This is a genomic window from Candidatus Zymogenaceae bacterium (assembly GCA_016931225.1).
Lineage (GTDB): Bacteria > Desulfobacterota > Zymogenia > Zymogenales > Zymogenaceae > JAFGFE01.
Genome location: JAFGFE010000015.1, coordinates 78,604 through 90,848, shown reverse-complemented (window position 1 = coordinate 90,848; position 12,245 = coordinate 78,604). Strand labels below are relative to the sequence as shown.

Annotated in this window: 12 protein-coding genes; 4 read left to right on the top strand and 8 right to left on the bottom strand. The window is 53.9% G+C overall.

The annotated features are described in order from the left end of the window. Nucleotides 1-26: 26 nt before the first annotated feature. The 4 genes from JW885_06785 to hflX all read right to left on the bottom strand — a co-directional run bounded on the left by JW885_06785 (nucleotide 27) and on the right by hflX (nucleotide 3,912). A complete protein-coding gene (locus JW885_06785) occupies nucleotides 27-311 on the bottom strand; it encodes a hypothetical protein (protein ID MBN1881862.1) in 285 nt (94 codons plus the stop codon). Between the two features lie 55 nt (nucleotides 312-366). Continuing rightward, nucleotides 367-1,128, bottom strand: coding sequence for an ABC transporter permease (locus JW885_06780; GenBank protein ID MBN1881861.1), 762 nt, complete (start codon nucleotides 1,126-1,128; stop codon nucleotides 367-369). Next, nucleotides 1,125-2,081 carry an ATP-binding cassette domain-containing protein gene (locus JW885_06775; GenBank protein ID MBN1881860.1) on the bottom strand — a complete coding sequence of 319 codons (957 nt, stop codon included), beginning with the start codon at nucleotides 2,079-2,081 and terminating at the stop codon, nucleotides 1,125-1,127. The genes JW885_06780 and JW885_06775 overlap by 4 nt, the downstream gene beginning before the upstream one ends. Before the next feature lie 151 nt (nucleotides 2,082-2,232). Beyond that, entirely contained in the window at nucleotides 2,233-3,912 is a 1,680-nt protein-coding gene (gene hflX, locus JW885_06770) for a GTPase HflX (protein ID MBN1881859.1), read from the bottom strand. A gap of 271 nt (nucleotides 3,913-4,183) precedes the next feature. On the opposite strand from hflX, the gene JW885_06765 reads away from it, so the two are divergent. From JW885_06765 to JW885_06755, 3 genes are read left to right on the top strand one after another with little or no spacing between them, the layout of a single operon-like run. After that, nucleotides 4,184-5,284: a DUF763 domain-containing protein gene (locus JW885_06765; GenBank protein MBN1881858.1), complete on the top strand. Its 1,101-nt coding sequence runs from the start codon at nucleotides 4,184-4,186 to the stop codon at nucleotides 5,282-5,284. Next, nucleotides 5,281-5,952 carry an HAD family hydrolase gene (locus JW885_06760; GenBank protein MBN1881857.1) on the top strand — a complete coding sequence of 224 codons (672 nt, stop codon included), beginning with the start codon at nucleotides 5,281-5,283 and terminating at the stop codon, nucleotides 5,950-5,952. The genes JW885_06765 and JW885_06760 overlap by 4 nt, the downstream gene beginning before the upstream one ends. A 15-nt stretch (nucleotides 5,953-5,967) precedes the next feature. Next, a complete protein-coding gene (locus JW885_06755) occupies nucleotides 5,968-6,996 on the top strand; it encodes an AIR synthase family protein (protein ID MBN1881856.1) in 1,029 nt (342 codons plus the stop codon). A gap of 529 nt (nucleotides 6,997-7,525) precedes the next feature. Here JW885_06755 and JW885_06750 read toward each other — a convergent pair. Next, nucleotides 7,526-8,011: a lytic transglycosylase domain-containing protein gene (locus tag JW885_06750; protein MBN1881855.1), complete on the bottom strand. Its 486-nt coding sequence runs from the start codon at nucleotides 8,009-8,011 to the stop codon at nucleotides 7,526-7,528. 449 nt (nucleotides 8,012-8,460) lie between these two features. On the opposite strand from JW885_06750, the gene JW885_06745 reads away from it, so the two are divergent. After that, on the top strand, nucleotides 8,461-9,339 hold the full coding sequence (locus JW885_06745) for a phosphoribosylaminoimidazolesuccinocarboxamide synthase (protein ID MBN1881854.1): 879 nt from the start codon (nucleotides 8,461-8,463) through the stop codon (nucleotides 9,337-9,339). Nucleotides 9,340-9,421: 82 nt separating this feature from the next. Here the strand turns inward: JW885_06745 and JW885_06740 are convergent, their stop codons facing one another. The 3 genes from JW885_06740 to JW885_06730 are packed head-to-tail and all read right to left on the bottom strand — an operon-like array spanning nucleotide 9,422 to nucleotide 12,163. Then, entirely contained in the window at nucleotides 9,422-9,982 is a 561-nt protein-coding gene (locus JW885_06740) for a QueT transporter family protein (GenBank protein MBN1881853.1), read from the bottom strand. A 15-nt stretch (nucleotides 9,983-9,997) separates the two neighbouring features. Then, nucleotides 9,998-10,969: a response regulator gene (locus JW885_06735; GenBank protein MBN1881852.1), complete on the bottom strand. Its 972-nt coding sequence runs from the start codon at nucleotides 10,967-10,969 to the stop codon at nucleotides 9,998-10,000. Nucleotides 10,970-11,011: 42 nt separating this feature from the next. After that, complete coding sequence (locus JW885_06730; GenBank protein MBN1881851.1) at nucleotides 11,012-12,163, bottom strand: tetratricopeptide repeat protein; 1,152 nt, start codon at nucleotides 12,161-12,163, stop codon at nucleotides 11,012-11,014. Nucleotides 12,164-12,245: the final 82 nt, after the last annotated feature.

Sequence of the window (12,245 nt, the reverse complement as noted above, 5' to 3'; positions counted from 1 at the left end):
CGCCTGTGTTCCCCGGGAAATCATGATCAGGTCTTCGGAATCATTGCGCTTTGGAGCCGCTCGATATACATGTTCCTGAAATAGAGTGATATGTCCGTCAGCACCATCAATCCGTTGAATATATACATGAAGGTGACCGGGTCAAAATTGTACAGCAGTTTGTGTATCGTACCGGATACGTATCCGAAAAACACGACACACATAAAGAGAAAGCTCTTGCCCTTGTTCGTTCGAGACGTAAATGACTTGTATATGGAAAACGGCCACGCTATGCCGAAACAGAGCAGCATGATGATCTCGAAGACGCTCATATCAATCTGCACGGGAACTCCTTATCGTCTGTTGACCTGAAATATACGGTACACGTCAATAGCGCCGAAAGAGAATCGTCGCCAGGGCGCCCATAACGACGCCGAATCCGACCATGTATACAACGTCCATGGTCACCGAAAACGCCGATATTCCCAGTACCGCCGATCGCATCAGGTCGACGCCGTAGGTCACCGGGTTGATGCTCACCATGAGCTTGAGCCATCTCGGTAGGGTATGCACGGGATAAATTGCGCCCGACAGGAAGAAAAGCGGCATGATGATGAAGTTCGAGATGGTGCCGAATCCCTCGTAGGAATACATTCGGCTTGCGATGACCAATCCCAGGGACGCCAGTGCCAGCGAGATGATGAGCATCACCCCGATCACTTGACACACCATGCCGAAGGTGAGGGAAACCCCGACCAGCGGCGCGAACAAGAGAGTTATCACGCCCTGTAACATCGCCTGGGTCGCCCCCCCCGCCACCTTCCCGGCGACGATGGACGTTCTTGGCACCGGCGCTACCAGGATCTCCTTGAGAAAACCGAATTCGCGGTCCCACACCACCGATATCCCGGCCCACATGCCGGAGAAGATCAGCGTCATGACGACGATGCCGGGGAAGATATACTGCACATAGTCGAATCCCTCCGTCTCGTTGAAGATCGGCTTGAGACCCATGCCGAGAAACACAAGCCAGAGAATAGGACGGGCAAATGAGCCGTAGAACTGATGCTTGTCCTTGAGGAGCCGTTTGACGTCTCTCAGCCAGATGATATATGTTCCACGCGCGAACGCGCCCATACGTCGCCTCATCGCATCCTCCTCATTCTCACGGCGGCCCTCATGACCCCCATCGCATCGCCGCTTTCTTCCCCGATGGCGCTTCCGGTCATGTCGATAAACACATCCTCCAGCGTCGGCTGCCTGACGGATATCCCCATCATGTCCGCACCGATTTCCACCATTCTCTTGATGGTTTCATCGACCTGTTCGGTTTTGACAATCAATGATGAATCCTCCCGGATCGCGTCTATGTCGGCGTTTGCCAGTTTTTTTACATTATCGTCGGTCGCTCGAAGGGCGATCGCGCTCCCCCCGAGGGCCTTTTTGAGATTTTCCGGCGTATCCACGCGAATGAGCTTTCCCTTGTGAATGATGCCGATACGATCAGAGTGCTCAGCCTCCTCCATGTAGTGTGTCGTCAAAAAGAGGGTGACGCCGAATGTCTCCTTCAGACCCCTGATATATTCCCAGATGACCCTCCTGGTCTGGGGATCGAGGCCCAGGGTGGGCTCGTCCAGAAAGAGCACAGACGGCATGTGAAGAAATCCCCGGGCGATCTCGAGACGTCTCTTCATACCGCCGGAGAAGGTCTTGACCACCTTGTCCTTGACGCCTTTCAACTCCACCATCGCAAGCGCCTTATCTATGCGCGCCTTCGCGTCCTTCCGGCCGATGCCGTACAGGATTGCGTGAAAGAAGAGATTCTCGGTGGCGGTCAGGCGCTCGTCGAGGCTCGGGTCCTGAAAGATGATCCCGATTCGGTCACGGACCGCATCCGACTCCGTCACGATATCGTGACCCGCGACCCATCCCCTTCCCCCGCTCGGCGGGAGGAGGGTTGTCAGCATTTTAATGGTGGTGGTCTTTCCCGCCCCGTTTGGACCGAGAAATCCGAACAACTCCCCCTCGCCCACGGAGAAGCTCACCTTATCCACAGCGACAAAACCGTTAAACCGCATTGTCAGCTTGTCTGTTCGTATCATAATCGTCTTTCCTGTGTTGAGACACAGTCTGTCAAAAGCTCCCGCCGTTCTCACAGGTTTTTTACGGATTACATGGAGTGTATGGTGCACAAAACACCCTGTTCCGCACGGACATGCGAGACAGGGAAAAAACTTCAGGCGTTTAAAATGATCACGCCTCTCCGATTAAAGACGTTTCGAGAGGAATCGTATCTTCATTTCTCTCCCGTTCTATCACCAGCGTCATTTCCTCCTCCAACCGGGAGATTAACGGGGCAAGGGTTTTGTTGTCGACGGCGGATATCAACACCGCGTCGTGCTTCTCCGCCCGACTTTTTGCCTCGGTGATATCAATTTTATCCATCTTGTTGAAGGCCAAAAGCAGCAGTATGTCAAGGAGGTCAAGCTCCTTGAGAATCTCGTTCACCGCACCGATGCGGTCCAAAAACAAAGGGTCTGATACATCCACCACATGCAGCAGGAGGTCCGCGATTTTCAGCTCATCCAGCGTCGCCGAGAACGCCGCCATCAGCTCCTTCGGAAGGTCCCTGATGAATCCGACGGTATCGGTGACGATCACCTCGATCTCCCGGGGAAACCTGAGTCGGCGACTCGACGGATCCAGCGTGGCAAAGAGCATATTGCGGGCGTCCACGTTGCTTTTGGTAAGGGTGTTGAGCAGCGTCGACTTTCCCGCGTTGGTATATCCGATGATGGAGATGATGGGTAGCTCCTTTCTCACCCTGAGCGCCCGCTGCTGTCCCCGCTCCCGCTCGAGCCCGTGTATCTCCTTCTCCAGCCGGTTGATGCGATCACGCACCCGGCGGCGGTTGATCTCGAGCTTCGTCTCGCCTGGCCCCCTGCCGCCGATGCCGCCGGTCAGACGGCTCATGGCGGTGTTCTTCTTCACAAGCCTCGGCAGCATGTAGTTGAGCTGTGCCAGCTCCACCTGGATTTTCCCCTGTCGGCTTTTCGCCCTCCGAGCGAATATGTCCAGTATCACCTGGGTCCTGTCGATCACCTTGAGCTCGGTGAAGTCGGTGATGCTGTCCACCTGCGCGGGCTTCAGCTCCCCGTCGAATACCAAAAGATCCGCGTCCCGCTGCATGGCCCGAATCACCACGTTCTTCAGCTTTCCCTGACCGAGCACCCATTTCGGGTCGATTTTCGATCGCTTCTGCATGACCGTATCGACGACCGAGAGACCGGAGGTGACGCACAGCTCCTTCAGCTCGGCCATGGAGTCTTCCGGATTCGCGTATGAATCCGCATAGCATCCGATCAAAATCGCCCCCTCGCCCTTTTTTACCTTCCGGGCCCGAAAGGTCCGAGCGAACTCCTCCTCCAGCGACGAGATCAGCTCATCGAAATCCTCATCCAGATCATGGATGGATTCCGGCTCCCACTCGGTCCACACATCCCCGTCACCGTTTTCCGGTAAAAGATGAGCCACGAATACGTCCCCCGGGAGTCCGTCCGCCTCCACACCGACTGCGGCGACCAGATCGAACCTCAAGAGCACCAGGTCCGTCAGGTCGTCCCGGGAGAGCGGCTCTCCCTTCAGGTGTGTGTGTATAAGCCTCAAGCCCCGAAACCTGGTGCCGCCCGCCCGGTGACGGGAGAGGTCCGGGATGACGATCATCGCGTGGTCTCCCACGACCACGAATTGAACCGCGCCCCTCCTGTCGATAATCGCGCCGATCTGGCGCTTGATCTCAAGAGACATCTCCGTGAGCGCCCGGGCGAATTCCGGATTGACGATACGATCCGTCGGAATCTTTCTCCGGTAGAGATTCTCCAGACGCTTTATCTGATTCGACTTCAGACCGGTTGTATTGCCGTATACCTTCATTTTTTTTCCTGAGAAAAGAATGTCTTATTCGTAAATATATAAGACATATCGGCGAATGCCCGTGCGGATTCCGACTGAAAGACGCGATTCGTCCTCATCCTCTTCTAAAAAGGATGTTCCGGGCGTTTCATCTGATTCGACTTCAGACCGTCTATATCGCCATCTATTTTCTCCTTGAGAAACGAGTATCTTTTTCATATAATAGTCCGAATGATCAGTATACGCCCATCTGGGCGTTTTTTCAAGATTTTTGGGGAATCGACCTCGGCACATGGCCCCACGACGCACCACCGCAACGCTCCCGCTCCACGGCGGGAAGGCCCCGGCATGGCTGATGCAGCGCATGATCAGGCTCGCTCGAGAGATTGTCGTCATTTTGGTTGCGGAATACGGCTCCGACGAGGTGTTGAGAAGGCTTGCCGACCCGTTTTGGTTCCAATCCCTGGGGTGCGTGCTGGGATTCGACTGGCACTCCAGCGGCGTCACCACCACCGTATCCGCCGCCGTCAAACAGGGCATAGCGGGTATGGAGAGTGATCTGAACCTGTTCGCCGCCGGCGGCAAGGGAGGTCGGTCCCGAAACACGCCCGATGAAATCACGGCCGTCGCCGATCGCATCGATCCAGACCCTGAAAAGCTTGTGTATCTCTCCCGCCTGTCGGCCAAGGTGGACAACAACGCGGTGATGGACGGCTACCAGATTTATCTCCACCACTTCTTTTTCACCCGCGAGGGACGGTGGTCGGTGGTGCAGCAGGGCATGAACGACGCGAACGGCACCGCCCGGAGATATCACTGGCTGGGCGACGACGTCAATGACATGGTCGTGGAACCGCACTCTGCGATATGCTGTGACGCACGCGAGGAAACGGTCACAAACCTGACCGATACCCGCTCCGACGCGGCGCGTACGATTGTCACCGATCTCTCGCATGAACGTCCGGATACCCTTACCAAGGACCTGACGACGATCAAGGGCATGACGCTTCCCCGCCGGCACCATATCATCTCCCGGGATATCCATCCCGACAGGCTTTATAAGATCATGCTGAAAACCTACGAGAGACGGCCGGAAGATTTCGAGACGCTGCTCGCCTCAGAAGGCGTGGGGCCGAAGACGATCCGTGCCCTCTCCCTCATCGCGGAGGTAATACACGGCGCGAACGCGTCATTCTCGGACCCGGCGCGATTCAGCTACGCCCACGGCGGGAAGGACGGGCACCCGTACCCGGTCGACCGGGAGAACTACGATACGTCCATCGACATCCTGAGGAGAACCACCCAGTCGTCTCGGATCGAACGCACCGAAAAGATTAAGGCCCTCAAAAGACTCGACCGTTTCTATGACCGTTTTACGACCGCGTCCCCATGACACCCACACTCACATCGTTGATAGATACCGCCGCAGGCGTTGTATTCGATTTCGACGGGACGCTTGCCGAATTGACGATCGACTTCCCGCCCCTCTATACCCGGGTTTTCGAGATGTCACAGAAATACGACGTCGACACCACGAGGCTTACGGAACGCTACCTCATCGAGGTGATCGATGAAATCGCCTCGATCATCAGCGGAGACGACGGAGCGAAGTTTCGAAGGGACGCCCTCGATATGATCATCGCCGAAGAGCTCAACGCCGCCAAAAACGCCTCGCTCTTTCCCGGCGCCCGGCAGCTGATACGCGCTCTGAAGGCCAGGGGCAAGCGGGTGGCGCTGGTCACCAGGAACTGTCGGGACGCGGTCCTGACGGTGTATCCCGAGATCACGAGCGATGTGGACGTTTTTCTCCCCAGGGACGACGTGAAAAGGATAAAGCCCGATCCCGAACACCTCCAAAGAGCCCTCTTCCTAATGGGCACGGAGGCTGAAATGAGCATCATGGTGGGTGATCACCCCATAGACGTGACATCGGCACAGGCCGTCGGCATGGAATCTGTAGGCGTGCTGACCGGCAAGGCGAGTCATGATGACCTGAAAAGCGCCGGCGCATTATTTGTGCTCGATCGTGCGTCGGATATGATAGAACACCTTACAGACTGAATGGAACAGGCTTCTATGACACACATCACCTCACTTCCCAGCGGAAAACTGCGATACGAACTGCTTGAAGAGATCCTCTCTGAACTGAAGTGCACGGACCCTCGGGTCACCGTGGGACCCCGAGTGGGAGAGGACGCCGCGGTCATCGACATGGGCGATCACTACCTCGTCGCCACCGCGGACCCCATCACGTTTACCGCGGAAAACATCGGCTATTACGCGATAAACGTCAACGCGAACGATATCGCCGTGCACGGCGCGAAGCCGCGCTGGTTCATGGCAACAATCCTCCTCCCCCTGGGGGCGGCGGACGAAACAACGGTCAGGAATATATTCGAATCAATCAAACAGGCCATGCTGCCCCTCGGTATAAATCTCATCGGCGGCCATACCGAGGTGACCGACTCGGTACAGAGCCCCGTGGTGAGCGGCATGATGCTTGGTGAGGTGAAAAAAAGAGACCTCGTCACCACACGGGGGTGTCGTCCCGGAGACCTAATATTTCTCACAAAGGGCATCCCCATCGAGGGGATCGCCATCATCGCGGCGGAAAAGGCGCAGGAGCTTATCGAGAGCGGCGTTACGCCCGAGGAGATTCGGCGTGCAAGGGATTTCCTGTGCGATCCGGGAATCAGCGTGGTGAAAGACGCGCTTTTGGCATCACAAACCGCCGCCGTCACGTCGATGCACGACCCCACCGAAGGGGGATTGGCGGCGGGCCTGAACGAAGTGGCCCTGGCGGCGGATGTATCAATAGTGGTAAAAAGAGACGCGATTCCTGTCTATCCCGAGGGGAAAATACTTTGCGGCCTCTTCGATATCGATCCGCTCATGACGATATCATCCGGCTCCCTGATCTTCACGGCGGATGAGAAAGAAGAAAAGCGCCTTGAAACGGCGTTTTCAAACGCAGGAATATCTCTTAGTGTTATCGGACGAGTGGAAAAACCGTCACACGAGCGGGTATATATAGAAAATCAAAAGAGGGATCGCTCGCCCCTCCCCTATCGTGAACGGGACGAGATCCTCAAGCTCTTCGACTGATCGCTTTCCCGAGTCACAGTTTCCGGGATCGTCGCAGCGTCACCAAGAATGATTTCGATATTATTAATGCGCGGCAAGATCGCTTCCGCAAGTCATCGGTGTTTCCATTGCCGCCGATCGCCTTCCCTCTATGCAGATACAAATCCTACATGGAAAGCAACGGCGACGTCGCCGGTGTGATGCGATCGCGGCGGGTCTTCCCCCGCCTCACCGTCTTTCCTCTCCGTTTTCCGTCGATCAAACGCAATACGACGTGTCGGACTTTCCCGATCGATGGTGGTGAAGGATATCCGCAATTATCTGGAAGGCGGCATGTGGGAAATCCCCGAAGGAGTCGGGCGATACGGGGTATCGAAACCGCATACGGAAGACGGCGCCGTGCGGCTCATCTCCCCCCTTCTCTGAAATGCAGGAGTTGAAATATCGGGGACCGACTCGGGAGCAATCATTACCCCCAGGAGGCGTCGGATACAGCGAGTCGCACATGGCAGTGCCGCTTTCGTGGCGATCATGCCCCTCCGGCGGACCGTCACATGCCCTGGATCTTGATCCTCTCGTAGGTCCCCATCACCTTTTCGACGTAATCCGAGGGCGGCATCGCACCCCGATGGAGCATGCCGTCAACGGCGCCCGGTCCGCAGTTGTATGCAACCAGCGCAAGTCTCAGGTCCTCGTATTTCAGGAGCATCTTGAAGAGGTAATACATGCCCATCCTGACATTGATGGACGGATTTTCGAGGGTATCCGTCCCCTCCCAGGGAATGCCGAACTCCCCGGCTATCTCTCTTCCGGTGGCGGGCATGATCTGCATCAACCCCCTTGCACCCACAACGGACACCGCACTCGAGTTGAACGCGCTCTCAATCTGAATCAGTGCGAGGATGAACTCCGGATCGTAGCCGTACTTTTGGGATTCAAAATAGATAAGGGACGCCAACTCCCATTCCTCTTCTGATGTAAGTCCGGTCTCGAACGACCTGATATGGTCGAGGATGGAAAAACCCGTATCCGACATCCGTTTCTCTTCCCCGTTGATGAACAGATACACCAGACGTTCGTGGGAAATGGGCCGTGTGCGTGGTGGGAAGAGTGTGGTGAAAAGAAGAGCAGCCCCCATACATAAAACAACGAGGCCGCTTACAACGGCCTCGTACCGTACATGTACTTTTAACATGTTCCGTGTACCGCCTTAGTCGTCAGTGTCGCGTGATTTTCAATAATACGGAGTGCAGCATGAAGAGACACACCGAACACGCGCAATATGCTTACTGTTATTATTATAACAACTTTTTTTTGTGTGTCAAGGGGATTCCGTATAATGTACATATAAAAGATATGTTCATGATATTTCTTTTATATATAATATGGTATATATTAGCATAAATTATATATAATATATAGGAATACAGCGGTCGTCCTGATTTTCTTTGACCTTCTCTCTGGTTTTTGCTAAAATTCGTCGACATGGAAAGAGCAGTTACCAGCGTTTCCCCCGGAGGCAGACAGGCCGATTACACCGGAAAGGTTCGGGAGATTTTCGATCTCGGTGATCAGTTGATCATCGTCGCCACGGATCGTATCTCAGCGTTTGACGTGGTCTTTCCCGAGGGCATACCCGAAAAGGGGAAAATCCTGACCGAGATATCCAACCACTGGTTTTCTCTTATCGACTTTGTGCCGAACCATATCATTGAGACGGACAGCACCCGGTTTCCCGAACCGTTCAATACCGAACCGCTTCTTTCGGGACGATCTGTATTGGTCAAAAAGGCCGAGCGTGTCGATGTTGAATGCATCGTTCGGGGATATCTTGCGGGATCCGGTTACAAGGACTATAAGAAGACCGGCATGATATCGGGACATGCACTCCCGGACGGCCTCCAGATGGCCCAGGAGCTTCCCGAGCCGATTTTCACCCCCTCAACCAAGGCGGATGTCGGTCATGACGAGAACATCACCAGAAAGGAGATGACGAACGTCATCGGCGCCGATCTCTCCAAAACCATAGAAGAGCTCTCCCTCAAGATATATGCGTTCGCCCATGATTTGATGAAAGAGAGGGGAATCATCCTCGCCGATACGAAGTTCGAATTCGGCGTCATCGACGGCACGGTCATTCTCATCGATGAGGCCCTCACTCCCGACTCGTCTCGATACTGGCCCATGGATTCCTACGAGATCGGCACATCCCCCCCCAGCTTCGACAAGCAGTATGTGCGTGATTTCCTGGAAACCACCGACTGGGACAAGACCCCACCGGCGCCTCCCCTTCCCGATGAAATCATCCAGGGTACCAGAAATAGGTATCGTGAAATTCTCGAGATAATCAAGGGTATCGGATAATACCCGGAATCGTGTCCGTCACCCGGTTACTCCCCACCCGCATCGGTGTGATCTCACTGGAAACGGTGCCCTTCACTTCTTCTCACCCGTTTTTTTCTTCTCTCCCGCCGTTCGTACCGTCGTGTGGTTTCTTTCTCACCGCGGCCAGAAGATAGCCCCTAAATACGAAAAACGCGATTGTCATGATAATCAACTGACTCGCCAGGACCGGCCCGAACATGACCAAAAACCCCTTTTCAACAAGAACCGACAGCATGATTCCCACGCCGACGGCGGTGATGAAGGCATATGCCCACGAGGAGAAGAGGAGCCAACGCGTCCTGAGGATATACATCGGCAGCGCACCGATCATGCTGACCAGAGGCATGAAAATCAGATCCCAGGGGCCCGCGTAGGGTGAGAAGAGATTTGCGATACAACAACTGATGGGGACGAAGAGAAGAAGGTGTCTTCTCGTTGCCACAAGAATGACAAGGGCCTCGCTGACGCGAAACTGAATGGGTCCGTATGAAACGGGAGCCAGAAGCAGTGTCAGCGCAACGTACAGCGCGCTCAGGATGGAAACTTCGGCAATAATGCGGGCCGGATGAAATGAATCGCGGAGCTGATTATGAAACCGATCGGATCTCGGCGGGACTTTCATGGTGAATGGATTTCTTTATGTTTTTTCACCCTCGCCGCCGATGACCCATAATTCTCCACAGATGGTCTGCTCGATGAGGTCCTTCATGATATCACCGATATTATCCTTGGTTATCCAGTTCTTGTGGAGATAATTCGCACCGGATTCAAGGATATCCTTCATCTCTCTCTGGAGGGACGTTACGGCGATGATATTGACCGGAGGCTGGGCGTTTCTGGCCGCCTTGATGACCTCCATCCCGCTTGTTCCCTCCATCATGATATCGGTGAGTACAAGGTCGGGACGATTTCGAGGATCAGAAGATGAGATAAGCTTGATTGCGTCCGCGCCGTTGGTGAAGGTCTTTATGATCATCATGTTCTTGTATATCTTTTCCAGAATATCCTTTATAATCTTGATCATAAATTCACTGTCATCCACCACCAGCGTCTTCAGGCGCATAAACACCAGGGCGCGTTTTTTCATGAGGGAGGAAAGTACATTATACGCCTCCCAATCGGTCATAGACGATTGGTTGACAAGACTATTTACGAATATCCCGTCTTCCGGCAGGCTCTCCCACATCTGTTTCTCGTTTTCATCAAGTTCAAAGGAACCTTCGCTCCGTTTTATTTTATAGATGGGAGCAACCTTCTCTTTTATCTTGTTCTTTTCATCTTTTTGTCGAAGGCCCTCGAGAAGAAGATGTGACACTTCCAGGTTGATGTTCTGCATTTTCGGATTAATGTTGTTGATATCATACGCCTGGAAGCGGGCGTCTTCCCACTCGATCATGCGAAAAAAAGCTTTTCGTCCCACAAGATTATCGCCGACGAAAGCGCCGACAATCCGCGAGTTATCGAAGTACAGTCTCCCCTCCCCTCCATCCAGAGAATAGAGAGTGATCAACATCTTCTTGTTGTTCGATATACCCTGGATGAGACTTACCAGTGAAAGAGCGGTGAAATTACCCTCAATCTGTGGGACTTTTCCCTCTAAACTGTCCATGCAATGAACCTCCCGCAACACATCCGATATTCGTCGAATTACTCAGTATTGTAGCATATCCGTCTCGGATGCGCCAGTCGGTGAATTCGTGGAAACGGGGGCGTCTTCTCCCAGCATTTCCCTGACCATATCTATATTCGCCTTATAGGTGCCTTTTTGGTTTATCTCGTATGCGTAGGTGAATTCCGCCAGGGCCTGTTCGAGCTTTCCCGTTTTGACATACAGTGCGCCCAGATTATTATGAGCCTTATCATAAAATGGATCTATGCTGATTGCGTAGAGGTATTCCTCTTCGCTCTTATCGAGCATTTCCATCTTTCCGTACACAATGGCAAGATTATAGTGATAGCGGGCGTCATCCGGATCGATCTCAATCGCCGTGATGTAGTATTCCTCCGCCGAGCTGTAGTCCTCCAGGTGGGAATATACTTTCCCCAGGTTGTAATACGCATCGGAATAATTCGGATCGATCTCGATGGCCGTCCGAAACTCATCCGCCGCCTCCGAATAATTTCCCTCCAGCAGGAGCTCCGCCCCCCTGTTGTTACGTTCCTCCGCCGTCTCTGCAACCGTCCCCTTAAACAGCATCAGATGTTCCGTCAGTGTGCGGTTTTCCGGCAGCATTTCCAGTGCTTTCGTCTCGTATTCTATGGCCTTTTCCATATCTCCCCTGGAATAATACACGTATGCCAGTGCGTCGAGGGCCGCTGGGTCGTCCGGTGCGATTTCCAGCGCTTTTCCCGCATAATCCAGGGCGAGGTCGTCATTACGATACATGGGATTCTCGGCGCAACAATAGATGCCGCTGATGCGTATATATGCCTCTTTCGCTGCCTTGTCCCTCTTCGTCGCCTTCAGGTATTCCTCGATCGCCTTCGAGTATTCCAGATTTTTTACATGGTACAGGCCCCTCGCAAGGTGTATCGTGGGATTAAGGGGGTTCTGTTCTTCCGCCTTTTCAAGAATGATAAGCCCCTCATCCTGAAGATTTCGCTCAATATACGCCATGGCGACGGTGGCAAGAACCTCATCGTTTTTCGGCTCAAGATCCATCGCCACGCTGAAATCCCTCACTCCTTCATCGAATCTCCCCATGGCGGTAAGGGTTTTCCCCCTTCCCAGATACGCCAGGGCGAATGACGGTTCCTCATCTATAACGGAGGTATATGATGCGATGGCCTCATCGTACATCATCGTTTCGTAATACATCTCCGCCTGATCATACAACGCGATGGTTTCCGGAGATACGTCCGGTCCACAACCGAAAACACACATC

Excerpts from the sequence above, each read along its gene's own strand:
- JW885_06745 (MBN1881854.1), top strand. The coding sequence starts at position 8,461 with ATGGAAAGAGCAGTTACCAGCGTTTCCCCCGGAGGCAGACAGGCCGAT.
- JW885_06765 (MBN1881858.1), top strand. The coding sequence starts at position 4,184 with ATGGCCCCACGACGCACCACCGCAACGCTCCCGCTCCACGGCGGGAAG.
- JW885_06755 (MBN1881856.1), top strand. The coding sequence starts at position 5,968 with ATGACACACATCACCTCACTTCCCAGCGGAAAACTGCGATACGAACTG.
- JW885_06785 (MBN1881862.1), bottom strand. The coding sequence starts at position 311 with ATGAGCGTCTTCGAGATCATCATGCTGCTCTGTTTCGGCATAGCGTGG.
- JW885_06735 (MBN1881852.1), bottom strand. The coding sequence starts at position 10,969 with ATGGACAGTTTAGAGGGAAAAGTCCCACAGATTGAGGGTAATTTCACC.
- JW885_06750 (MBN1881855.1), bottom strand. The coding sequence starts at position 8,011 with ATGTCGGATACGGGTTTTTCCATCCTCGACCATATCAGGTCGTTCGAG.
- JW885_06780 (MBN1881861.1), bottom strand. The coding sequence starts at position 1,128 with ATGAGGCGACGTATGGGCGCGTTCGCGCGTGGAACATATATCATCTGG.
- JW885_06775 (MBN1881860.1), bottom strand. The coding sequence starts at position 2,081 with ATGATACGAACAGACAAGCTGACAATGCGGTTTAACGGTTTTGTCGCT.
- JW885_06740 (MBN1881853.1), bottom strand. The coding sequence starts at position 9,982 with ATGAAAGTCCCGCCGAGATCCGATCGGTTTCATAATCAGCTCCGCGAT.
- hflX (MBN1881859.1), bottom strand. The coding sequence starts at position 3,912 with ATGAAGGTATACGGCAATACAACCGGTCTGAAGTCGAATCAGATAAAG.
- JW885_06730 (MBN1881851.1), bottom strand. The coding sequence starts at position 12,163 with ATGATGTACGATGAGGCCATCGCATCATATACCTCCGTTATAGATGAG.
- JW885_06760 (MBN1881857.1), top strand. The coding sequence starts at position 5,281 with ATGACACCCACACTCACATCGTTGATAGATACCGCCGCAGGCGTTGTA.